This is a genomic window from Granulicella sibirica (genome assembly GCF_004115155.1).
GTDB lineage: Bacteria > Acidobacteriota > Terriglobia > Terriglobales > Acidobacteriaceae > Edaphobacter > Edaphobacter sibiricus.
The window spans coordinates 516,298-541,428 of the sequence record NZ_RDSM01000002.1 but is presented as its reverse complement, the minus strand read 5'-3'; the positions used below and the strand labels follow the sequence as shown (position 1 = coordinate 541,428).

At 62.5% G+C, this 25,131-nt stretch carries 11 protein-coding genes; 5 read left to right on the top strand and 6 right to left on the bottom strand.

The genetic code is table 11. The features are described from left to right. Positions 1 to 158: 158 nt before the first annotated feature. Genes GRAN_RS13225 through GRAN_RS13215 form a run of 3 tightly spaced genes read left to right on the top strand, consistent with a single transcriptional unit; the run spans position 159 to position 16,851 of the window. Positions 159 to 1,244 carry a hypothetical protein gene (locus tag GRAN_RS13225; protein WP_128913494.1) on the top strand — a complete coding sequence of 362 codons (1,086 nt, stop codon included), beginning with the start codon at positions 159 to 161 and terminating at the stop codon, positions 1,242 to 1,244. Next, entirely contained in the window at positions 1,244 to 16,138 is a 14,895-nt protein-coding gene (locus GRAN_RS26705) for an Ig-like domain repeat protein (RefSeq protein ID WP_128913493.1), read from the top strand. Before GRAN_RS13225 ends, GRAN_RS26705 begins: the two co-directional genes overlap by 1 nt. Next, the gene (locus tag GRAN_RS13215; protein ID WP_128913492.1) at positions 16,135 to 16,851 is read left to right on the top strand and encodes a hypothetical protein; all 717 of its coding nucleotides are present in this window, start codon (positions 16,135 to 16,137) and stop codon (positions 16,849 to 16,851) included. Before GRAN_RS26705 ends, GRAN_RS13215 begins: the two co-directional genes overlap by 4 nt. A gap of 165 nt (positions 16,852 to 17,016) precedes the next feature. Here the strand turns inward: GRAN_RS13215 and GRAN_RS13210 are convergent, their stop codons facing one another. The 6 genes from GRAN_RS13210 to GRAN_RS13185 form a co-directional block, all read right to left on the bottom strand. Next, positions 17,017 to 19,149, bottom strand: coding sequence for a beta-galactosidase (locus tag GRAN_RS13210; RefSeq protein WP_241654560.1), 2,133 nt, complete (start codon positions 19,147 to 19,149; stop codon positions 17,017 to 17,019). A gap of 86 nt (positions 19,150 to 19,235) precedes the next feature. Continuing rightward, positions 19,236 to 19,745: a DinB family protein gene (locus GRAN_RS13205; RefSeq protein WP_128913491.1), complete on the bottom strand. Its 510-nt coding sequence runs from the start codon at positions 19,743 to 19,745 to the stop codon at positions 19,236 to 19,238. Beyond that, positions 19,745 to 20,650, bottom strand: a complete 906-nt coding sequence (locus GRAN_RS13200) for a glycine betaine ABC transporter substrate-binding protein (RefSeq protein WP_128913490.1) — start codon at positions 20,648 to 20,650, stop codon at positions 19,745 to 19,747. Before GRAN_RS13200 ends, GRAN_RS13205 begins: the two co-directional genes overlap by 1 nt. Then, the gene (locus GRAN_RS13195; protein WP_421800844.1) at positions 20,647 to 21,279 is read right to left on the bottom strand and encodes an ABC transporter permease; all 633 of its coding nucleotides are present in this window, start codon (positions 21,277 to 21,279) and stop codon (positions 20,647 to 20,649) included. Before GRAN_RS13195 ends, GRAN_RS13200 begins: the two co-directional genes overlap by 4 nt. A gap of 5 nt (positions 21,280 to 21,284) precedes the next feature. Further along, positions 21,285 to 22,043: an ATP-binding cassette domain-containing protein gene (locus GRAN_RS13190; protein ID WP_128913489.1), complete on the bottom strand. Its 759-nt coding sequence runs from the start codon at positions 22,041 to 22,043 to the stop codon at positions 21,285 to 21,287. A 156-nt stretch (positions 22,044 to 22,199) separates the two neighbouring features. After that, a complete protein-coding gene (locus GRAN_RS13185; protein WP_128913488.1) occupies positions 22,200 to 23,048 on the bottom strand; it encodes an ATP-binding protein in 849 nt (282 codons plus the stop codon). Positions 23,049 to 23,206: 158 nt separating this feature from the next. Between GRAN_RS13185 and gap the strand changes: the two genes are divergently transcribed. Both gap and GRAN_RS13175 read left to right on the top strand, forming a co-directional pair. Continuing rightward, a complete protein-coding gene (gene gap, locus GRAN_RS13180; RefSeq protein WP_128913487.1) occupies positions 23,207 to 24,217 on the top strand; it encodes a type I glyceraldehyde-3-phosphate dehydrogenase in 1,011 nt (336 codons plus the stop codon). 127 nt (positions 24,218 to 24,344) lie between these two features. After that, positions 24,345 to 25,094 carry a hypothetical protein gene (locus GRAN_RS13175; RefSeq protein ID WP_128913486.1) on the top strand — a complete coding sequence of 250 codons (750 nt, stop codon included), beginning with the start codon at positions 24,345 to 24,347 and terminating at the stop codon, positions 25,092 to 25,094. Positions 25,095 to 25,131 lie beyond the last annotated feature (37 nt).

The window sequence follows — 25,131 nt, the reverse complement described above, 5'->3', positions numbered from 1 at the left end:
ACCCTCCGCAAACTAAAGTTCCGTCCCAATTTGTAACGGATTGTCCCAAAAAGGCACTACAATTCCGTTGAACCGACACCAGTACACATTTGCGATCGGGAGTTGTCGTTCTTCATTCGACGCCCTGAATCCAAAATTTACGTTCTCCGGGGAGCCTTATGTCACGCCGCCGCTTGATTCGTCATGCCCAAAAACTCCTCGCCGCCTACGTTCCAGTCCTCCTTGGCGCGGGTGTGCTGACGTCGCTTACCGGTTGCGGAAGCGGAATCGCCGGCTCGCCCGTCAACGCCACTTCCACTGCCCCAACGTCGATTCCCTCCGCCGTGAAGAGCGGTCCACAGCTCGGATATATATGGAGCGATAAGACGCATACTCTGCGCCCAGTCCTCGGAATCCCCGGCTCTTCGCGACTCGGAGAGAGCGTCGTCCCAGCCGACCTCTACCTCACAGGCGCCTCGTCCGCCGTCAGTAATCTCGCCATCCTGCAGGAGACCGACGGTGTTCTCGACCTGATGTCCCTTCCCTCAGGGAGTCCTGTCCGTCTCTCCGCCACGCTTGCGCCCAACGCCCAGATCCGCTTCGCGCCCTCCGGCAACAATGCCGTCGCCTTCGTTCCCGGCACGTCCTCAGTCACGCTCCTCACCACCCTCGGCTCCAGCCCGAAAGCGCAAAGTGTCGCCTTCAACTCTGCCATCGCCGAGGCGGCTGTGAGCGATAGCGCCACCGTGGCCGCCGCCCTCTCGTCTGGCTCTATTCGCACCATCTCTCTTGCGGGCACACCCAACACGTCGGGCTCGGTCGCCACCCTCGGCGGTCTCTCCTTCGTCGGCACAACGGAAAATCTCCTCTTCGCCGATGCCGCCAGCAACAGCGTCACGATGGTGAGCAACAGTACCACCTCTCCCGCTTCCACCCTCATCCCCAGCGCCAGCATGCTGAAGTCTCCGCAGGGACTCGGCGCGACCCACGACGGGCACTACGCCATCCTCGCCAACACCGGCAATGCCTCCATCGTGCGCGTCGACCTTACCGCCCAGACCGCCCCGCAGAGTTTCGCCTGCTCCTGCCAGCCGGCCCTGGTCGCTCAGCTCTCGGGCTCGGGCGTCTTTCGCGTCACCTCTGCCGACTCCGGCCCCGCCTGGATGCTTGACGCCTCCGCGTCCATACCGCGCGTCCTCTTCATCCCGGCCATTAACGCAGCTTCCACCTCGGATTCCGGAACCAACACCACGGTCAAAAACTGATGCGTCGACTCTCGGTCCTCTCTGGTTTCCTCGGCCTGCTTTTTAGCACTGTCCCGGCCATGGCCCAGACTGCTGCCGGCGCAACCTCCGTCAGTCCCGCATCGGTTATCGCTGGAACTGGCGCGCTTTCGGTCACACTTGGAGGAAACTTTCCTCTCGCCGGCCGTGGCGTCTATAGCTTCTGCGTCGTCTCAGGGGGGACTGCGAGCAAGATTGCCCCGACAAGCATCACCACCACGAGCGCGGTGGTCCCTCTTCCCGCAACCACGGTACAGGTAGCGCCAAGCTACTTCACTTCGGGAGTCGCGCTTGTCCAGATAAGCCTTGCGAGCCGAGCCTCGATCTGCACTTATCCGGCATCGAGCTCCAACGTTGCTATGCAGATCCTTTATCCCACCATCACCAGTGCGAGCCTGCTGGCACTGCAGCAAAACAACCTCACGCCTGGCCCCGCCAGCGTCCCGAACAGAGTCGAGGTTCTTGGAACCAACTTCATCGCTGGCAATACCTATGCCACGGTAAGCATCGATAGCTCCTACACCTCCGGCCATCTGACCGCCGACGTCATTACATCCGGCTCGCTCACCTTTGCCCGACCGGCCGTAAAAGATCTTGGCCTCTCCAACCTGACGATCCATGTCTGTAACCTTGGCGGGAACTACAGCTACTGCAGCCTCTCCAGCAATCCCGTCATCCCGCTTTACTCTCCCGCCAAGACAACCGTCACCGCCTCCGCTACTCCCGTTTCCGTCCTTCCCGGCGGCTCCTCAACCCTCTCCGCGAAGATCGCAACAGCCGGGCCCACACAAACATCTGGCGGAAACTTCGTCCCCGGCGCTCCCAGCGGGAGCGTCGTCTTCAAGGACACCACTGCAGGAACCACTCTCGGAACCGTCAAGGTGACGCCCTCGACCCTCGCCTTTACAACCGCCAATGCGCAACCACTCACCATCACCACGGGCGGCTTTCATCCCGACGGCTCTCCCTCCCTCCTGATCCCGCTTGTCGCAGACTTCAATCAGGACGGCATCCCCGACACCCTCATCATTCAGAACACCGAAGCCACCATGCAGCTCTTCCTCGGCGGATCGCCCGCAGGAACGCTGCAGGCAGCCCAGGCCATTACCGTCGCGCAGTATTGCTACTCCCTGCCCGCCGCCACCGTGGGCGACTTCAACGGGGACGGCTACCCCGACATCGCCTACCTTTGCGGTGATTCCAGTGGCGGAAGCCAGATCTACATGGCCCTCAACAACGGCGACGGAACCTTCCCGGCCTACTATGGCTACTACGTCGGAGACGCCGGCGCGGCCACTCAACTCGTCGCCGCCGACTTTAACAACGACAAGATCCTCGACCTTGTGGCCACCGGCCAAACCAACTCCCCCTACGACACCCCGGTTTACGGCATCGAGACCTTCTTCGGCACAGGAGGCTCTCAGCCCAACTTCAACGCCGGTCCCGTCACCACGACCACCGACGTCCCCGGAACCCAACTCGTCGCCGCCGACTTCAATAACGATAAATACACAGACCTCGCCCTGCTCCACACCAACGCAAACGGCGTGGTCACCATCCAGCCCTACCAGAACAATGGGAAGGCCGTCTTCACCACCGCCGCCGCCATCCCCGTCAGTGCCGCAACCACCAGGCTCATCGCCAGGCCTTTCACAACCAACACCGCCTACTCCGATCTCGCCGCAGTCGAACCCGGCGTCGGTGTCGTCGTAGCCCTCAACAAGAGGACCAAGACGACCTCCTTTTCCACGCCCGTCCCGACCGCACTCCCCAAGCTCACCGACGGCATCTTCGCTGACTTCGATGGCGACAGCATCTCCGATCTCGCCTACTACGACAGCAGTGCGGTCCACGTTCTAAGCGGGAGGGGCGACGGCGGCTTCAGCAACGTCTTCGGCCAGACCCTCACCCAGGCCAACCTCGTGCTTCAGGCCGCTGCCGATCTCAATGCCGACGGCCACGCCGACCTAGTCGTCTATGAGCACAACGGACTCGATTCAGAGTTCGTCTTCCATAACATCGTCTCCGTCGTTACGACAGGGACGAGCAAGGCTACTTTACCCGCCGCCTTCAGCGCCGGCGGCGCACATAACATCACCGCGACCTACAGCGGAAACATCGACCTCACCTCGGGTTCCGGCACAACAGGCGTCAGCGTGACTCAACTCACCCAGGCGATCACCTGGAATCCACCGGCCACCGCGACCACCACGACTCTGATCAACGCGGCCTACCTGAACGCAACCGCGAGCATCGCCGGAACCTTTGCTTACACCCCCATAAGCGGTTCCTATCTCAGCGCCGGCTCCCAGACGCTCACCGCAGTCTTCACCCCGGCCGACACCGTGGACTACGCCTCGGTCACGACAACCAGGACCGTTACGGTCACGAAGTCTGCCGTCTCGACTTTCGTCATCGCCGCCACTCCGGCAAACCAGACCTATAACTCCGGCGTTCCTACCGTCGTAAGTATCACACTGAACGGCACCCACTATCCTCCTGGGGGAGCCGTGCAGTTCTACGACGGCAGCGTCATGATCGGAACGGCGGATCTAATACGCGGCACAGCAGCAAGCAGCGTAGCCAGCCTGACCCTCGCATCCATCTCCACCGGGAACCATGCCTTCGGCGCGAGCTACGGCGGCGACAGCATCTACAGCCAGCTTGTCGTCCCCGTGTCCCGGTACATCGTTTACACCGTCGGGAAGGTGGCGCCGATCATCACGTGGACACCGAATCCGCAGACCATTTCGTATGGAACAAAGCTTTCGGCCGCGCAACTCGACGCAGTAGCGAAGAACGCCTCCGGCACCATCATTCCGGGCACATTCACCTACACTCCTGGCGCCGGAGCAATCCTCGATGCCGGCGAGCATTCCATCTCGGTCACCTTTACGCCGACCGACACGACCGACTACACCTCAGCCACCGATAGAGCGTCGGTCATTGTCAGCACCTTCACCCCGGTCATCACTTGGACCGCACCCACAGCCATCACGTACGGCACTCCCCTGTCCGCGATACAACTCGACGCGGTCGCCAGGGACATCAACGGAGCCACGGTCCCCGGCTCGTTCGCTTACTCCCCCGCCGCTGGATCCTTCCTCAACGTCGGCACCACGCAGGACACCGCGACCTTCACCCCAAGCAACAATCAGGACTTCAACACCGCGACCAAAACCGTCCCCATCGTCGTCAACGCCGCGAACAGTAGCACCGTCCTCCAGCTCACACCCAATCCCACAACCTACGGCGAGCCCGTAACACTCAAAGCAACCGTCTCCGACACCAGCGGCAAACCTCTGTCGGGCACCGTGACCTTCGCCGATCAGACAACCGGGACCAGCCTTGGCCAAGCAACGCTCACCGCCGGATCGGCCAGCATTACCTACTCCTTACCCTCCACCGGAGAGCACGAGATAGTCGTTACCTACCCAGGGGACACGATGCATCTCGCAAGCACTGGCGGACCAATCGCCCTCACCGTCAACAAGGCAAGCCCGACCATCGCCTGGAAGCCAGCCGTAGCCACCATCGTCTACGGAACAGCCCTTTCCTCCTCCCAACTCAATGCCACCGCCAGCTTCTCTGGCCCTGCATCCCTCCCGAACCTACCCGGGACCTTTACCTACACCCCAGCCATCGGCACCGTCCTCGCCGCCGGATCCCACACCCTGAATGTCAGCTTCGTCCCGAACGACACCACAAACTTCAAGCCTACCAGCGGCTCCACCGTCATCACCGTCACGAAGGCAACGCCAACCATCACCTGGCCCGCAATTAGTCCCATCGGCCAGGGCACTGCCCTCAGCGCTACCCAGCTGGATGCCACCGCGACCGGAGTCGGTGGAACCAACCTGCCTGGTGCCTTCACCTACAACCCATCGAGCGGCACGGTTCTAGCCGCCGGCCTCCAGACGCTCAACGTCTCTTTCGTCCCCACCGACACCACCGACTACTCCACAACCGCGGCATCGAACACCATCCACGTGCTCGCCACAACGACGACCACCGTCACGGGCACCCCGAATCCTGCCTACGCCAGTGAGTCCGTCACCCTCACCGCGACCATCGCCCATGCCGGAGCAGCCGCAGCCGCAGGCAGCGCCACCTTCTTCGACGGCTCTCTTCGACTCGCCACGGTCCCGGTCGTGAACAACACCTCGGCCTTCACCACCTCGGCCCTTAGCGTCGCGACCCATAGCATCCACGTCCTTTACTCCGGCGACACGAACTACCAGACAAGCACCTCTGCAAGCATCACCGAAGCCATCGTCCCCGACCAGATATCCGTCACCTGGAACCCCACGCCCGCGACTATTCCCTACGGAACGCCGCTCGGAGCGGGTCAGCTTGACGCCACCGGCTTCGATCCCCCCGGCAACCCCCTATCTGGCACATTGACCTACACACCCGCGCTCGGCACCGTACTCTCAGCCGGGACCCAGACTCTCTCCGTCCTATTCACACCTGCTTCCCCGTTCGTTCCTGTTACCAAGACCACCACTATCACCGTCACCAAGATCGCCCCCACCATCGCTTGGCCGACGCCCGCCGCCATCAACCAGGGCACCCCTCTCTCCGCCACCCAGCTCGACGCCACTGTCACCGGCCTCAACAACCAGCCGGTTTCGGGCTCATTCGGCTACAACCCAGCCGCCGGAACGATCCTCCAGCCCGGCCTCCAGTCCCTTCACCTCACTTTCGTCCCCGACACCGGCAACTATCTCGCCGCGACCGCCTCCAGAACCATTCAGGTCAACAACGCCCTCACGACCACCACCCTCATCAGCACGCCGAACCCATCCACCTTCGGCCAGACCGTCACCCTGACCGCCACGGTCGTCCAAACCGGCACCGAAACCGCCGCCCTCACCGGCACCGTCACCTTCCGCGACACCACCACCAACACGCAACTCGGCGTCGCGATCGTCACCGCTGGCAAGGCCTCCCTCACGATCTCAACCCTGACCTCCGGCTCGCACGCCATCACCGCCACCTACTCCGGCGACATCAACTACAACGGCAGCACCACCCTCGCGGCCACCACCCAGGTCGTCGGCACCATGACGCCCGTCATCACCTGGGCGCCTACCACCACGACTATCCCCTACGGCACCGCCCTCGGCACCGCCCAGCTCAACGCCATCGCTAAAACGGCGTCCGGTGTCACAGTCCCAGGCGTCTTCACCTATACCCCCGCACCCGGGACCGTTCTCAACGCTGGCAGCCAGACCCTGAGCCTCTCCTTCGTCCCCGCCGACACCACGAACTTCAAGAACACCACCGCTGAAACGGTGATCACAGTCACCAGGCTGACACCCACCATCACCTGGCCCGCACCCGCCGCGATCAACCAGGGCACCGCCCTCTCCGCCACCCAACTCGATGCAACCGCCACTGGCCTTAACAGCGCTAGTCTCTCCGGCGTCTTCACCTACGCTCCTCCCGCCGGAACCATCCTCCAGCCCGGCATCCAGACACTCAGCCTGTCCTTCGTTCCCACCGACTCCGTCGACTACACCACCGCCGCATCCTCCAGAACCATCCAGGTCAACAACGCCCTCACGACCACCACACTCAGCAGCACGCCGAACCCCTCCAGCTTCGGCCAGACCGTCACCTTCGCCGCCACTGTCGCCCAGGCCGGCACCGAGACCACTCCCATTACGGGCACCGTAACCTTCCGCGACACCACCACCGACACGCAACTCGGCGTCGCGACCGTCACCGCCGGCAAAGCTTCCCTCACGATCTCAACCCTGACCTCCGGCTCGCACTCCATCGCGGCAACTTACTCCGGCGACACGAACTACGTTGGCAGCGTCACAACGACTCCGGTCATCCAGAGCGTGGGCACCCGCACACCGGCCATCACCTGGAACCCGAATCCCTCCACCATCCCCTACGGCACCCCGCTGTCCCCAGGTCAGCTCGACGCGATCGCGTTTATCCCCAACACCACCACCCCTGTCTCCGGCACATTCACCTACTCCCCCACCCTTGGTACCGTACTCGGCATCGGAACTCAGACCCTGACCGTCACCTTCGTGCCCAGCGACCCCACCAGCTTCGACACCGCAACGGCCGCCGTGCCTCTGGTAGTCCAGAGCCGCTCCACCTCGACCCTCCTCGCAATCACCTCCTCTGGCGCTCCCGTCGCTACGGTCACTTCGGGCTCTGTCGTCACCCTCACCGCGACCGTAGCCTCTGGAACCGATCAGGTCGCGCCTGGCCAGGTGAAGTTCTGCGATGCCAACGCGGCCACCTGCGCGGATAGTCACCTCCTCGGCACCGCCCAGCTCACCAGCGCCGGAACCGCGACCTTGAAGTTCATCCCCGGCATCGGCGTTTACAACTACAAAGCCATCTTCCTCGGAACGAAGAACAGCACAGGCAGCACATCGACAACACACCCGTTCGCTGTAACCGGTCTCTACCCCACCCAGACCACCATCTCTGAGGCAGGCACACCGGACGACTACACCCTCACCGGCACCGTCGTCGGAACCGGAGGCGCCACAAGCATCCCCCTCACCGGTACCGTATCGTTTCCGAGCTCGGACACCGGCATCCCTTCCCTCGGAACCGCACCCCTCGGAACAAGCGTAGCCGGAATCACCTTCAACGCCCTCACCAGCACGGTAAGCGTCGACACCCCTCTCGCCCGCAGCGCCATAGGTGACTTCAACGGCGACGGAATCCCCGATGTGGCAAACGCGAACACCGCCAGCGCGAACACCGCAACCACGGTGACCATCGCCCTCGGAAATGGTGATGGAACATTCACCATGACCGCGACGTCCCCGGCAACCGGCAGTCGTCCAGTTGGGATTATCGCGGCAGATTTCAACTCGGACGGCAAACTCGATCTCGCCACGGCCAATCAGGCCGGCGGCACAGTCACGATCCTGCTTGGCAACGGAGACGGAACATTCACTCCAGCCCCGACCGTTACAGTGCGTGCCCTTCCCGACGACATCGTCTCGGCGGACTTCAACGGAGACGGCATCCCCGACCTCGCCGTCTCCGTGAGCGGCGGAATCTCCGTGCTCCTTGGTAAGGGCGACGGGACATTCACAACACTCTTCACCACCGTGAGCCCGAATCTCGCGAGGCTTGTAACCGCCGACTTCAACGGAGATGGCAAGCCAGACCTCGCTGTGATGGGGTACTCCGACAGCTCGAATCTCTTCGTTCTCCTCGGCAACGGCGACGGAACATTCATCACGAGCGCCACCATGCCTCAGGCTGTCGGATCCACCGTAGATGCCCTGACGACCGGTGACTTCAACCAGGACGGCAAGGTCGACCTTGCGCGCACAACTTCGGCCACGCAAAGCATCACGATCCTGACCGGGGCCGGAGACGGAACCTTCACGTCTGCGACAGTCGCCGCAGCCACATACGCCCGTCCTACAGAAGTCCAGACTGCGGATTTCAACGGGGATGGCAAGCTGGATCTGGCAATCGTCAACATCGCCGGAGGCACCGTGCCAAAGGAAACTGTCCTCCTGGGCAACGGAGACGGAACCTTTACCACGCCTCCCATCTCAACCGGTAGCGATAGCACTGGCTCGCTGGCGATCGCCGACGCTAATGGTGACGGCGTTCCAGACCTTGTCTCCGACATCGGAAGCACCACCATCACAAGCGCTCTCACCCAGCGCACCCAGACCGCATCAGCCTCCATCACGAACGTCCATGTCATCGGTGCGAACACAACGACACAGGTCAGCGCGTCATACCTGGGCGACACCCACTTCGCCTCAAGCACCTCCAAGTCCGTACCGCTGACCGGCGAGACCCTCATCCCAACCATCACCTGGGTCCCCAACCCGGCCACTATCGTCTACGGCACCGCCCTCTCCGCCGCCCAACTCGACGCAAACGCCTTCATCCCCAACACCACGACCTCGCTCGCCGGTGCCTTCACCTACACCCCGGCCGCCGGAACCATACTCACAGCCGGAACCCAGACCCTGTCCGCCACCTTCATCCCCGCCGACGCCGTCACCTACCAGCCCGTCACCACGAGTAAAGTCATCACCATCACCAGGGCCACCCCCAACATCACCTGGCCTCCCATCGCCGCCATCACCCAGGGCGCAGCGCTCTCCGCCGCTCAGCTCAACGCGACCGTCACAGGTCTCAACAACGCAACTCTACCCGGCAACTTCTCCTACACCCCGCCAGCCGGAACCATACTCCAGAGCGGCACGCAACCCCTCAGCCTCCTCTTCACCCCGACCGACCTCGCCGATTACACCACCGGCATCGCCACTAACTCCGTCGTCGTCAACAAGGCAGCGACTTCAACCACCGTCGCCAGCAGCCTCAACCCGGCTCCTTTCGGCCAGTCCGTCACTCTCACCGCGACCGTCGGCAGGACCATCGCAAGTACCGCCGCGTTCACCGGAAGCGTCGCCTTCACCGAGGGTACGACCCCGCTCGGGACAGCCCAGCTCTCATCAGGATCCGCGTCCGTCACGCTATCCAGCCTCTCCGCAGGCACCCACCTCATCACGGCCAGCTACTCCGGGGATATCAACGATCTCGCCAGCCAGGGTCAAGTGACCCAGGCCGTCACCGCCTCCGGCTCGATCGTTAGCTGGGCCCCCACCGTCACCACCTTCTCCTACGGCACCGCCCTCGGCTCTTCCGAGCTCAACGCCGTTGCGAAGACTGCCGCAGGCGCCAGCATCCCCGGCACCTTTGCCTACACTCCCGTCGCCGGAACCATCCTGGACGCCGGATCCCAGGTTCTCAACGTAACCTTCACCCCAACCGACACCACCAACTTCAAAACCGCCACCGCGCAGACCGTCATCACCGTAACCAAGGGAACGCCGTCCATCGCCTGGCCCGCTCCTGCTGTCATTCCTCAGGGCACCGCTCTCTCGGCCACGCAGTTGAATGCCGCGGCGACTTACTCCTCCGTAGCCGTCCCCGGAACCTATACCTACACACCCGCCGCAGGAACGATCCCCAACGCAGGCGTTCAAACCATCACGCTGCTCTTTACGCCAAACAACCTCACCGACTTCAACCCCGTTACCACCACCAACTCCGTCTCCGTCACCCAGTCCTCAACGACCACCACCCTCACCAGCAGCTTGAACCCAAGTTCTGCCAGCAAACCGATCACCATCACCGCGAACGTAGCTCGCGCCAACTCCAGCACCTCGCCTCTCACCGGCTCGGTCACCTTTACCGAAGGCTCAAGAACTCTCGCCACAGTCCCTATCGCCACCGGAACCGCCGCGCTGTCAACCTCGAATCTTACCGTAGGCTCGCACTCCATCACTGCCACTTATAGCGGCGACATCAACGATCTCTCCAGTCAGGGCCACCTCACCCAGGTCGTCGACATCATCACCCCGGTCATCACCTGGACGCCCAACGTCTCCACCATCTCCTACGGCACAGCTCTTGGCGCTGATCAGCTCAACGCCCTCGCCAAAGACGCCGAAGGCGTCGAAGTCCACGGTACCTACACCTACACGCCCCCCTCAGGCACTTTCCTCGCTGTCGGCCCGCACACACTCACCGTCCTCTTCACGCCCACCGACACCGCTACCTACACCACTGCCACGGCGTCCACCACCATCACCGTCCAGCAGGCCACCGCCTCCACCACTCTCGCCATCACCTCCGGCGGGATTCCGGCGACGACGATCGCCACGGGAGACGCCGCCACTCTGACCGCCACCGTCTCCGCTGGTACAACTCCCATCACCACCGGCCAGGTAAACTTCTGCGACGCCACCGTCGCCTACTGCACCGACATCCATCTCTTCGGCACCGCGCAGCTCACCAGCGCCGGAACCGCCTCCGTCAAGCTCTCGCCGGGAATCGGAAGCCACAGCTACAAAGCCGTCTATCTCCCCACGACGCACTACACCTCGTCCGCCTCGGCCGCAGTGCCGCTCACGGTCTCCGGCAGATATGCCACGTCAACCACACTCGCCGCTACTGGCGACGTCGGGAACTACACCCTCACCGCCACCACGACCGGCTTCGCTAACCCCGCCGCCGCGCCTACGGGCGCTATCACCTTCATCGACACCACAAATAGCAACGCCACACTCGGCACGGCCAATCTCGGCGATGCCGCCCGCTCGGTGAGCTTTGGAGTTTCGGAAAGCCCAACCACCGGGACGGGCTATCAATTCACCGCCACGGCCGACTTCAACGGAGACGGCAAGCTGGACCTCGCCGTCATCAACCGCTACAACAATACCGTCACGATCATGCTCGGCAAAGGAGACGGAACATTCACGGTCGGATCCGTCGCTTCCACCGGAGGCATGCCTCAGTTGATCGGCATCGGTGACTTCAACGGCGACGGCATCATCGATCTCGCCGTGACGAACTTCGACGACAACACCGTCAGCGTCTTTGTCGGCAAGGGCGACGGAACGTTCACGGTTGCTTCAACCCCGTCGATTGGGCCGAGCGGCAGTCCGGTCGGCATTGCGATCGGCGACTTCAACGGAGACGGCAAGGCTGACATCGCCGTTCCGACGCAAGGCAGTGAAACCGTCAAGATCCTGCTCGGCAACGGCGACGGAACTTTCGCCCTCTCGTCCTCCGCCGCATCCGTCGGAAAAACACCCTTCGTCGTCGTAACTGGAGATCTGAACAACGACGGCAGGCCCGACCTCGCGGTAGCCAACTTCAACAGCAACACCGTCACCATCCTCCTCGGAAACGGGGACGGAACCTTCAAAGCGAGCACTCCCATTGCAACCGGCAACAATCCTCTCGCCCTCAGCCTGGGAGACTTCAACGCCGATGGCAAGCTTGACCTCGCCATTCCCAACTTCGGCGACGGAACCATCAGCGTACTTCTTGGCAAAGGCGATGGAACCTTCGGCCCGGCCTCAACCATTGCAGTCGGGAAATCTCCATACTCCGTCGCAGTAGGTGACTTCAATGGAGACGGCAAGCTCGACATCGCCGTCCCGAACGCCGGCGACAATACCGTATCCGTGCTGATCGGACACGGAGATGGGTCTTTCACACCTGGCTCCCTGGCGACGGTCGGCGGCTACCCCTCGTACATCTCCGTGGGCGATCTCAACGGTGACGGCGACACCGACCTCGCCATCGCCAACCAGGCGAACGGGCCCGCTGTCAGCATCCTCCTTGCGCAACTCACCCAGACGGTCACCGCCGCCGCCACCGGCATCTCTCCGCTCCGCATTGGCACCCCGCAGCACGCTGTGGTCGCCGCCTATCCAGGGGACACCGGCTTCAAACCCAGCACCTCTACCCCCGTCACACTCGCCGAGACGGCGCTTGTTACGCCCATCATTCATTGGAACCCCGCCGTCACCTCGATTCCATACGGCACCGCCCTCGGCAGCCAGCAACTCAACGCGTCTATCGTCGACGCCACCGGCGCAACGATCTCCGGTGCCGTCGCATACACCCCCTCTGCGGGAGCCATCCTCAACCCTGGCAAGCAAACCCTCAGCCTTACCTTCGTCCCAACCGACACCCAGCACTTCGCTTCAGCCACCGCGACCACCGTCATCACCGTCACCAAAGACATCACCACAACCGCCATCACCAGCGGCGTAAACCCAACCACCTTCGGTCAGTCGACGACCCTCACCGCCACCGTCGCCCGCACAACTTCCACCGCGCCTGGCGCCACGCCTCTTACCGGAAGCGTCACCTTTACCGATGGCTCTACTCCCATCGGAACAGTTGCCCTCGCGTCCGGTGTCGCCAGCCTGCCCATCGCGACCCTCGCGGTCGGCTCGCACACCATCACCGCAGCGTACTCCGGCGACGCTAACGATCTCGTCAGCAGCAGGCAGCTCACCGTGGTCGTCAACACCATCGCCACCAGGATCACCTGGTCGCCCGTACCGTCGACCATCGTCTACGGAACAGCGCTCACCGCCGGGCAGTTTGATGCCACCGCCACGAACAACGCAGGCGCCCCTGTGGCCGGAAACTTCACGTACAGCGCGAAGCCCGGAGACATCCTCAACGCCGGTGCCCAGACTCTCACCGCCTCCTTCATCCCCACGGATGCCGTCCACGACGCCAGTGCGCAGAGCACCACCGTCATCAACGTCACCCGCGCAACCCCAACCATCACGTGGCCCACCCCCGCCGCCATCGACCAGGGCACCGCCCTGGGGGGCAATCAGCTCAACGCCACCATCAAAGGCGTCACCGGCGCGACACTCGCGGGCAACGTCACGTACACTCCTGCCGCCGGAAGCACCCTCTCGGCCGGGGTCCATACGCTCTCCGTCACCTTCGTCCCCGCCGACACAGTCAACTACACCAACGCCACCGCGACCGTCTCCCTCACCGTCCTCAACGCGATGACCCAGACGGTGCTCACCAGCAGCGTCAACCCGGCCCAATTCGGCCAGACCACGATCCTGACGGCCTCTATCACCCGCCTCGGCACCATCACGAACCCACTCACCGGCACCGTTACGTTCTACGACGGCGCCACCCAGCTCGGTACTCCCGTTCAGGTGGTCCTCCCGAACGTAGCCAACGGGCCTAGTTTTGCGACCCTCCCGATCGCAACCCTCGGAGCTGGAACGCACAAGCTCACTGCCACTTACTCCGGCGACTCCAACTACATCACGAGCACCTCAGTTCAGCTCGCCCAGACCATCACCGTAGCTCCGACCACAGTCACCTGGACTCCAACCGTCTCCACGATCCCTTACGGGACAGGCCTCGCCGCCGCCCAACTCAACCCAGTGGCCAGCAGCCCCTACGTCCCCTCCGTCTCGGGACTCTTCACCTATACCCCGGCAGCCGGAACCATGCTGAACGCCGGCACCCAAACCCTCAAAGCCACCTTCGCGCCGACTGACTCGACCGACTTCGCCGCCAGCGCCGGCTCCGCCACCATCACGGTTACGCAGGCCACGCCGAAGATCACATGGACAGCCCCCGCACCCATCGCGCAAGGCACCGCACTCTCCGCCACCCAGCTCAACGCCGCGATAACCGGCATCACGGGTGCTACGCTCGCAGGCACTGTCAGCTACACCCCCGCCGCCGGAGCTATCCTCCCAGCCGGCACGACCACCCTCAGCGTCCTCTTCACCCCAACCGACACCGTCAACTACACCACCGCCACAGCGACTGTCCCGCTCATTGTCAACATCCCCACGACTAACCTCGTCCTCACCGCCAACCCGAACCCCGCTCAGGCCGGCCAGCCCGTCACCCTCACGGCAACTCTCTCCGAGACCGGCACAAGCACCCAACCCATCTCCGGTACCATCACCTTCTACGACAGCGGCAAAGCGATCGGCACCTCGCCCATCGCCAGCAACGCCGCCGTCCTCATCATCCCGACACTCACGGTAGGCAACCACAGCTTCGCCGCCACCTATGCCGGCTCGGCTGGCTACGCGACCAGCACCTCAAACACCCTTGTAGAGGCCGTCAGCGCCGCCACCACCACGATCCACTGGACCCCAGCCCCTGCCTCCATCGTCTATGGCACCGCACTCTCCGTCGCTCAACTCGACGCCACCGCCTCGACCACCAACACGACGAGTGTCCCCGGCTCCTTCACCTACACGCCAGCCGCAGGTGCCGTCCTTACTGCCGGAACCAAGATCCTCTCCGTAACCTTCACGCCCACTGATACCACCAACTTCACCGCCGCCAGCCAGACCGCGTCCCTCACCGTAACCAGGGCCACCCCAACCGTCACCTTCCCGACGCCTCCGTACACAGTCGTCGGTTCAACCCTCGGTGCCGCCCAGCTCAACGCGTCGGCCACGGGTGTTACCGGCGCAACCCTCCCCGGCTCCTTCACCTACTCCCCCGCTGCCGGAGCCATCGTCGCCGCCGGCCCACAGGTTCTCACCGTTACCTTCACCCCGGCCGACACCGCCAACTACACCACCGCTCAGGCGACCACAACCCTCAACGGAACCGCCGTTACCCTGACGTCGCTCGATTCCACCAAGGCCAGCCTCGGCGACAGGGCCAAGACCATCACCCTTACCGGAACCGGCTTCGTCTCGGACTCCGTCGCCCGCTCGAACGGTGCTGCGCTCGCCACCACCTACGTCAGTGCAACCACGCTCCAGGCCGTCATCCCCGCGAGCAGCCTCCTGACCGTCCAAACGCTGCAGATCTCCGTCTTCGATCCCTCCCAGAATCAGACCACGGCATCGATTCCCTTCATCGTCGTTGCCCCGTCCGTCAACGCCACCGTCTCCGCGCCACCCACCGCCAGCCCAGGCGACCAGCCCTCGATCACCCTCAACCTCGCCACACCCTACGCCGTCCCTGTCACCGCGAAGTTCTCTCTCGCCTTTACCCCAGTCTCAGGCGGCATCGTCGATCCCAACATCCAGTTCGCCGGCGGTGGCCAAACCACCTCCTTTGACGTAGCCGCCGGACAGACCACGGCTCCCGCCATCCAGATCCAGAGCGGCACCGTCGCCGGCGTCATCAACATCACCCTTACGCTTACTGCCGGCGGAGTCGATGTCACCCCAGCGGGAGCCACCGCCACCGTCATTAGCGTACCCGCAGTCGTCCCCGGCCTCTCGCAGGTCGCCATCGCCGGGAGCGGGCGCCAGTTGACCGTCACGACCTTCGGATACTCCAACACCCGCGAGATTACTCAAGCTCACTTCCACTTCACCCCCGCCGCCGGCAAGCAGATCCAGACCCAGGACATCACCCTCGACGTCAGCTCCATCTTCTCCGGCTGGTTCACGTCGCCCGACTCCGATACCTACGGTTCAGAGTTCCTTTACACTCAGACCTTCAGCCTGGATGACGACGCATCGATCGTCGGCCAGGTCACTGTCACCCTCAGCAACTCGATCGGCGTCTCTGCCGCAGGAGCCTCACAATGACCCTGAGAGAAAGCACCCGGCAAGCAACCCAAGCGGCTTCACGCCTCCTCGGACGTCTCATCGCCGCGGCCCTCATCGTCCTTCTGCTTCCGCTGCCTCGCCTCCACGCTCAGGAGCCTGCGAACATCAAGACCTCGGCGCCTCTTACCCTCCACATCAACATCCTCGAAGGCGAAGGCGCACTCAACAACATCCGCCAGCGCACCGCCCGCGAGCCAATCGTGCAGGTCGAAGATCAGAACCACAAACCCGTCGCCGGCGTCACTGTCCTCTTCAGCAGTATTGACGGACCCTCCGGAGCCAGCGGAACCTTCAATGCGGCCCGTACCTTCCAGACCGTCACCGACGCCGAAGGCAAGGCCGTAGGCCATGGCTTCACCCCGAACGCCACTACCGGCCAGTTCAACATCGAAGTCCAGGCCACCGCCGGAAGTGTCTCAACCTCTGTCGTCATCCACCAGATCAACAGCCTGACGAGTACAAGTGGCGCGGCATCTGCCGCAGGTGTAACCACCGCTGCCTCCACCAAGGGCGTCATTCACCTCTTCCACATCGTTCCCAAGTGGGTTGTAGTCGGCGTCGCCGCCGGAACCGCCACGGCAGTGGCCGTCGCGGTCACCGTCGTCCAGAACCCAAGCGGAGCCACCATCTCCAGCGGCGGAGGCACCGTCACCGCACCCGCCTCAAGACCAACCACCACCGCCCGCCGCTAGGTCTTTCGCCCACTCTGCCCAGAGAAGTGGTGCCCCACCTTCGGCTCAGCCTTACCGCGATCAAGGTGGAAACGTAAGAAACCTAACCGCCCGGCGGTCTTGGATATCGCCGCTGCTGACTTGCCATTCGCGAAGAGTACCTATTTCGCGTTCGCCGTTCGCTTCTTACTTCGCCTCCAACACCGCCACCCCATACCGTCCCAGCGTTACCGACCCCACCTGCCTCCCATCCAGCACGCTAAGCATCGAAGCCGGCAGATGCACCGTCTGTTCCGTCTTGGCAAAGTTCACCAGGATGAACACCTTCTTCCCCCCACCACTCCGCGCAGTCACCTCCACCCCCTCCGGGACCGGCCCCCACGCGGCCGCCACCCCGCTGCTCTCAACCATCCACTTCGCCAGCCCCTTGGTGCTCTCGTCCCCATCCCCAAGCCAGGCCCCAATGTAACTAATCTCCCCTTTACCGACCTTCCGGGTGATCACTGCAGGCTGCCCATCCAGCCATCCATTACTCGGCCCATAAGTCATCAGCACCTTCGTATCAGGCGAAGAAGTAGAAAGCTGCTCCGCCCAGATCTTCGAAGTCCCCGCCCCCATCGCCCCGGAAAACGGCACCCCATCCGCAAGCGCATAGAACTGCTCGACTCTCCCGCCAAGCATCTCGCCCAGCGGCCCCGGCTGCCTCATCGGCTGCAGCCCATTATCCCCATCTTTGATCGCCGCCCGCTGTCCCAGTACCAGGTGCCCGCCACCCTTCACATACTCCATCAGGTTCTTCGCAGCCTCATTCGTCAGCACCGCCAACCCTGGAGCCACAACAAGTTTGTAACTACTCAACGGAGCAGTAGGAGCCACAATGTCGATACTCTGCGATAACTCCCGCAGTGGCTTGTAATAAGTAAGTAGCTGCGTAACCGGATCGAACGCCTGGTTGTGCCTCTGCCAGTTGATCGCCCAACGACTCTCATACGAGTGCAGAATAGCCACCTCCGAATGCACCGACGTCCCCTTCAGCGACTCCCCCGCCTTCGCAAACTCCGCCCCGATCTGCTGTACCTCCGGATAAAGCGGCTCCGGAGTCCCATCCGCCCCCACCACCGTCCCGTGCAACTCCTCCTGCCCATTCAGCGCCGACCGCCACTGCCAGTACTCCACCGCATCCGCCCCATGCCCGATGTCGTGCCACGCCATCGCCCGCACCTCGCCCTTATCCAGCGCGACGTTATTCGGCTTCCAGTTCACAAACCCCGGCTGCGTCTCCATCACCCAGAAGTTCTTCCGCAGAAAGCCACGTGTCAAGTCATGCGCAGCCCCGTTGAACACCGGGTCCAGATGATCCACCCGCACATAGTCATCCCACGAAGCCATGTCGAGATCCTTCGCGACCGTGTAGTGGTCATACGCGTCGAACCATCCCATCATGTTCGTCGTAATCCACTGCCTCTTATCGCTCGATGCATGGATCGCGTCGATCTGGTTCTTCTGATAACTCCGCCACGTATCGCTGACAAACCTCTTCCAGCTCAACAGCAGCCCCGGATTCCCTTCCTTCTCCTCGATCGGAATCTGCGACCAATCCGAATAACTCTCACTCCAGTAAGTCGTCGTCCACCGCGTGTTCAGGTTATCGAGCGTCCCATAGTGCGCCTTGCACCAATCCTGAAACTGCTTCTGAACATCCTTGCCATACGACTCGTTCGCATACTCGTTATCGATCTGCCACCCGATCACATGCGGATTATGCCCATACCGCTTCGCCATCTCGCCCGCGACCTTCGCCGCCAACTCCCTATACTTCGGATTCGCCCAGTTGAACTGCTGCCGATTCCCATGCGCGTCCTGCCGCCCATCCTCCATGATCCGTAGCGTCTCCGGATACTTCTGGGTCAGCCACGCCGGAGGAGCCGCGCTCGGCGTCCCAAGCACCACGTCGATATGGTGCTTCGCCGCCATCGCAATTGCATGATCCATCCACGCAAACTCGAAGTCCCCCTCCTTCGGCTCCATGGTCGACCACGCAAACTCCCCGATCCTCACAAACCGGACGTGCGCCTCCTCCATCAACTTCAAATCCGCCTCCCAACGCACCTCCGGCCACTGCTCTGGATACCAGGCCGCCCCGAGATAGAGCGGAGGAGGAGCATCCTGCCCCATCAAGCGCATCGGGGAAATCGAGCAAGCCGCCAAGGCAAGCAAAGCAGAAGCCATCCGAAGAGTGTTGCGAACCATCATGCGTATTCCCTTTCCCTCTATCCACATCACAACCTTGTCATCCTGAGCGAAGCGCAGGGAAGTCAAAGGATCTCCGGTTGCATTTGCAGTTGCTTCTTTGGTTGTCATTCCCGAAGGGAATCTGCGTCTTCTGTTGCCTTTGCCGTTTCGCTTTACCGCATCCCCGCCACCACCTTGGCCGTAGTCACCATCTGCCCCGAATGCCTCTGTGTATGCTCCGCGCAATGCACCAACAGCCCACCCACCGTACTCGGCAACCCCTTCCGCCCCACCCCACGCCCCTCCTCAAAATCCCCCGGCAGCAGTTCCGCCACTCTCCGCGCCGCGCTCCCGATCCCCATCCGAAACTCCTCCAGACACTCCTCCGCCCTCGCACCCGGATCAAGCTCTCCACGCAGCGCCGCCATCTGCTCATCGGTAAGCTGATTCCCCTCCGCATACGTCAGCAAGCGATCCAGCGATCGTGCAATATGACGCAGATGAAACGCCACCGAAGCCACCCCATACGGCCGCGCGTTCACCTCCTCGTCCGACAGGTCCCCACACCACCTCTCCGCATCCTCATTCGACAACTCCAGGGCATGCAGCACTTGCCGCCGCACCGAATCGACATGGTTCAACGTGCCCCTCAACCACGGCTCAACCTTCATCGCCTCGCTCATCACAACCCCCTCGCCGCCCGCCACTCCCGCACCACATCCCCAACATCCCGATGCTGCCCGTCCACCGCATCGTTCATCCTCTGCATCTCCTCCGCCGACACCTTCCCTGCCAGCCGATCCATCGCCGTCTGAATCCCCGGATGCACCTTCAGCGAATCCTCCCGGATCAACGGCACAGCCTCATAGGGAGGGAAGTAATGCTTATCATCCTCCAAAACGAAGAACCCCAGCGCCCGAATCGGCCCATCCGTCGAATTTCCCGACACCATATCCACCTGCCGCTCTGCCAGAGCCCGATAGAGTAAGCCCAGATCCATCGTCCTGGGTCTCTCGGCAAACTTCAAGCCGTACGTCGCCTCGAGCCCCTCCAACCCATCCGGTCTCGACTCGAACTCATACCCCACCCCCATCCGCCACCCCCGAGCCGGTCCCACGGCAGCCGAGATCGTCTTCAACCCCAGCCTCCGCGCATCATCCCCCCGAATCGCCATCGCAAACGTATCTTCGAACCCCAACCCATCCTCCACCCGCACCCCATACTTGTCTTCATAGATCTTTCGAACCGAAGACAGCACCTCCGCTTTCCCCCGCTGTCCCACCGGAGGCAGGGGCTGCTTCAAAATCGCCGTCAGCGCAGTCCCGGTGTATTCCACATAACCATCGATCCGCCCACCCACGAGCGCCTGCTGGCAGATATAAGTCCCGGCAAGATAGAACCGCCGCTCGACCCGCTCACCGGTGACAGCCTCAATCTCCTGCGCGAGCATCTCTCCAAGCACCACCTGTTCGGTAAAGTTCTTGGCCCCGATCACCACCCGCGAAGACCGCGGCGGAGCACATCCAAGCATCAAGCTGGAAAAGAGCAGACCACTGACCAGCCTGGCCACACATTGGCCCACGTTCATACCCGCTTAACCGCCAGCTTTTTCTCCAGAAACCCTAGCCCGGCATCCGCGCCCAGCGCCAGAAACGCCGCCGGAATCGCTCCCGCCAGCACCAGTCCGTTATCCACGCTCGCCACCCCGCGAAAGATCAACTCCCCCAACCCACCCGCCCCAATCGCCGCCGCGATCGTCGCAACTCCAACGCACGTAACAGTTGCGGTCCTGACTCCTGCAAGAATCACCGAAGCCGCCAGCGGCAACTCCACCTTACGGAGCCTCTGCCACGGAGTCATCCCAAGTGCATTCGCCACATCCACCAGCGCCGGATCAACCGACGTAATCCCCGCATACGTATTCCGCAAAATCGGCAACAACGCATACCCCGTCAGCGCCAGAATCGCCAACCGAGCCGCATTCTCCCCAAGCCACGGCACCGGCAGCAGTAGCCCAAACAGAGCCAGCGAAGGAATCACCTGCACCACATTCGCAAACGCGATCACCGGCCCGGCGAGCCCTTGCCGTCGCGCCAGCAAAACCCCAAGCGGCAACCCAAGCGCCCCCGCCAGCAGCATCGCACTTACCGTCAGCCAGAGATGCTCAAACGTAAGCCGCCCGATCGTCCATCCGTTCGCCACGAAAAAGTGCCGCAGCCCGGTCAATTCCTGACCGCCCGATGCACCGCCCCAACATACTCCCGCACCTTAGCATTCGAAGATCCCAGCACATCCCCCGCCGCCAGGTCCGCCACCACAACCCCCGCCTCCAGAAACACCACCCGCTGCGCCAGGTAAAGCGCCTCGTCCAGGTCATGCGTCACCAGCAGAACCGTCTTCCGAACCTTCCCCATCAACTCCCGCAGCATCGTCTGCATCTCCGCCCGCGTCAGCGGATCGAGCGCCCCGAACGGCTCATCCATCAGCATCACCGGCGGATCCATCGCCAGCGCCCTTGCCACCCCCACCCTCTGCCTCTGCCCACCGCTTAACTGCCACGGATACCGCTCCCGCATCCCGTCGTACTCGATGCCCGCCAACCCAAGCACATCCCGGACCCGCCCCGAATCGGAACGCCCCGCAAGCTCAAGCGCCATCCCCGCATTCCGCTCGACAGTCATGTGCGGAAACAACCCGGTCTCCTGGATCACGTACCCGATCCCCCGCCGCAACTCCACGGGATCGCTCTCCCCCACCATCCGTCCCGACACCCGCACCTCACCTGAGGTCGGCCTCACCAGCCCATTCACCATCCGCAACAGTGTCGTTTTCCCACTTCCGCTTCGGCCCAGCAGGGCAGTAGTCGTACCCGCCTCGATTCGCAGCGAAACATCCTTCAGCAGCAGCCGCCCTGCGTCCCCGGATGCAGAAGAGGGCAGCGCATAGCTCACCTTCGCGAACTCAACGCTGCCCTCATCCATTCAAACTCTCCACCACCCCATGATGAACCTATCTCTCATGGAATGAAGACTTTGCAGATACATGCCTCAATAGAATCAAGACTTTAGCTTCGAAGTCCAACGCTAAGTCGAATGAATCGAAGACTTTACATCATTTGCCCAGTGTGGGGGGGGGTACTAGGTAGCTGCCTCCGCGTCGGTCGAGGCCTCACCCTGAAATGACCCCTCCGCACCCGCCTCAGGAGCCTCTGCCGCCGCAGTGCCTGCAGCCCCGACGCCTTCGGATCCCGGGTAGCCTTTCACCCGCACGACTGTGATCTTGTCGAAGCCCTCTTTGAAGGTCGGTGGCCTCAGCCTCTCGGCCATCTTCAGCATCACTTCGTCCGTCACCGCTCGGTCACGCTTCGAGTTACGCTCCATGCACACTGCAAGTGGAACATCGAAAAAAACCGCATGTACCTCATACTGAAAGCTCTTAGCCATCTTGATCCACTGCCGCCGCTCATGCGGAGACAGGTTCGTAGCATCCACATAGTTCCAAGGCATCTTGGCAATCAGCCGCGCCCGCAGAAGGCTCCGCAGCGTCGAAAACACCAGCCCTTGATACCTCTGTTCGGTAATGTCATCGAAGAGCAGCGTCCGCAGCAGGTCACTCGAGAGTGGCTGCACTCCGCGCCTCTTATACCACGTCGTCTTGCCTGAACCCGGAAGCCCGATCGCCAAAACCACATACCCCCGAGGCTCCTTAGGCGAGACCGGCGTCTGCTCCTCCGGTGGCACCCCAAGGTTCTCCGGCTGCGTCTCCACCTCAATCTTCCGCTCGGGAGCCGCTTCGGCTACAGCGGCATGAGGCGGAACCGGCGTCAAAGGCCGTTCAATAACAGGAGCAACCGCTTCCTGCACCTTCGGAGCCACAGGCTCCGGGTAATTCGGCCGAAGCGGAGCAAGCTGCCCTTGTGGCAGTTCCTGCCCGCTCTTCCCAGTGGACTCCGATTCATTCGGTCCACGCCTGGAGCGTCGTCTCATCGTTTCCCGTATCCAATCGCGCAAGTTGCGCATAACCCGCTTGTAACACAGCCTACACCCCCCAGCCAATCATGGCGGCGCACCCAGCATTTCCTCACCCAGAGGCAAGAAAATCGTCCAGAATAGAAAGAGAAGAAAGAACAGGAGCAAACTCGTTCATGGCAGTCAAGGTTGGCATCAACGGCTTCGGCCGTATCGGACGTAACGTCTTCCGCACCGCGCTCGGCAGTCCAGACATCGAATTCGTCGCCGTCAACGACCTCACCACCCCTGCGACCCTCGCCCACCTCCTCAAATACGATTCCATCCTCGGCAACCTCAAGCAGACCATCACCCACGGTGCCGACTTCATTGCCGTCGACGGGAAGCAGATCAAGGTCTTCGCCGAGCGCGATCCCGCCAAGCTCGACTGGGCTTCCGTCGGAGCCGAGATCGTCGTCGAGTCCACCGGCTTCTTCACCGACGCCACCAAGGCCAAAGCTCACCTCGGAACGACCGTCAAGAAGGTGATCATCTCCGCCCCGGCGACCAACGAGGACCTCACCATCGTCCTCGGCGTCAACTCCGACAAGTACGACGCCTCGAAGCACAACGTGATCTCGAACGCCTCTTGCACCACCAACTGCCTCGCGCCCGTCGTCAAGGTCATCCACGACACCTTCGGCATCGCGTCCGGCATCATGACCACCATCCACAGCTACACCAACGACCAGGTGATCCTCGACACGCCCCACAAGGACCTCCGTCGCGCCCGCGCCGCCGCCCTGTCGATGATTCCCTCCTCCACTGGAGCCGCCAAGGCGCTCAAGCTCGTCGTCCCCGAGATGGACGGCAAGCTCGACGGCTTCGCCATCCGGGTACCCACCCCCAACGTCTCGGTCGTCGACCTTACCTTCGTCTCCGAAAAGCCCATCACCGCTGCTACCATCAACGAGGCCCTCAAGGCAGCCTCGGAGTCGGGCGAACTCAAGGGCTATCTCGGCTACACCGACGAGGAACTGGTCAGCACCGACTTCCGCGGCAACCCCTACTCCTCCATCGTCGACTCCAAGCTCACCAAGGTCGTCGGCCAGAACACCGGCAAGATCATCAGCTGGTACGACAACGAGTGGGGCTACTCCAGCCGCGTCAAGGACCTTATCCTCTTTCTAGTCGAGAAGGGTCTCTAACAAAGCGCATCTCCATGAAAAGGCTGAGACCTCGGGTCTCAGCCTTTTTTTCTGCCTCTTCGAGCGAAAATCCGCCATTTGCACCACAAATTAAGCTGTGACAGACTGGAGTCCGTCGAGGTCTCCGATGCAGAAGCTCCTCAGCCAGATCGTCGTGTTTTCCACCGCTCTCCTCCTCGCAATCCCCGCCACTTCCCAGACCGCAACCCACGCACCCGACGGCCGCAGCTTCGAGCGCATTCAGAGCATCACCATACTCCCCAAGCCCGGAGCCCCTTTCTCCGCGACCGTCGTCACCGAGTGGACCCGCCTTCTCGAAGACGGCACTACCACCACCATCCGGAACCACCGCACCATCGCCCGCGACGGCAACGGGCGCATCTTTGAGGAACGCCGCTTCTTCACCCCCACCGGCGACAAGCAGGAGACGATGCTCACCAGCCTCGAATACTCCGACCCCGCCCGCCGCGAGTTCTATAGCTGTAAGCCCACCACGCACATCTGCATGGTCTATCCCTTCAACGCCCCCGCGACGGCACCCCCCACTCCGACCACACCCGTGCAGTTCCCCAACGGAGCAGGCGGCATCACTCACGAAGACCTGGGACGTAAAAGCATCTCAGACCTCGATGTCATCGGCTCTCGTGAGATCACCACCATTAACCCAGGCACCAACACCGGCTACGCCCGCCCCGAACCCACCATCAAAGAGTTCTGGTACTCTCCCCGTCTGGAGATCAACCTCATCGTCAAGCGCTTTGAACCCAGAGGCGGAGCCCAGAGCTTCACCGTCCAGAACATCAACCTCACCCCTCCCGACCCGAAGCTCTTCGAGCCACCCACCGGCTACAGGATCATCCGCACTGACATCCAGTAGTCACTCGTCATTGCGCCGTGCAGGAAGGTTCTGCGGC

Coding starts and splice junctions, on each gene's coding strand:
- gap (WP_128913487.1), top strand. CDS start 23,207: ATGGCAGTCAAGGTTGGCATCAACGGCTTCGGCCGTATCGGACGTAAC.
- GRAN_RS13185 (WP_128913488.1), bottom strand. CDS start 23,048: ATGAGACGACGCTCCAGGCGTGGACCGAATGAATCGGAGTCCACTGGG.
- GRAN_RS13225 (WP_128913494.1), top strand. CDS start 159: ATGTCACGCCGCCGCTTGATTCGTCATGCCCAAAAACTCCTCGCCGCC.
- GRAN_RS13175 (WP_128913486.1), top strand. CDS start 24,345: ATGCAGAAGCTCCTCAGCCAGATCGTCGTGTTTTCCACCGCTCTCCTC.
- GRAN_RS26705 (WP_128913493.1), top strand. CDS start 1,244: ATGCGTCGACTCTCGGTCCTCTCTGGTTTCCTCGGCCTGCTTTTTAGC.
- GRAN_RS13200 (WP_128913490.1), bottom strand. CDS start 20,650: ATGAACGTGGGCCAATGTGTGGCCAGGCTGGTCAGTGGTCTGCTCTTT.
- GRAN_RS13205 (WP_128913491.1), bottom strand. CDS start 19,745: ATGAGCGAGGCGATGAAGGTTGAGCCGTGGTTGAGGGGCACGTTGAAC.
- GRAN_RS13190 (WP_128913489.1), bottom strand. CDS start 22,043: ATGGATGAGGGCAGCGTTGAGTTCGCGAAGGTGAGCTATGCGCTGCCC.
- GRAN_RS13215 (WP_128913492.1), top strand. CDS start 16,135: ATGACCCTGAGAGAAAGCACCCGGCAAGCAACCCAAGCGGCTTCACGC.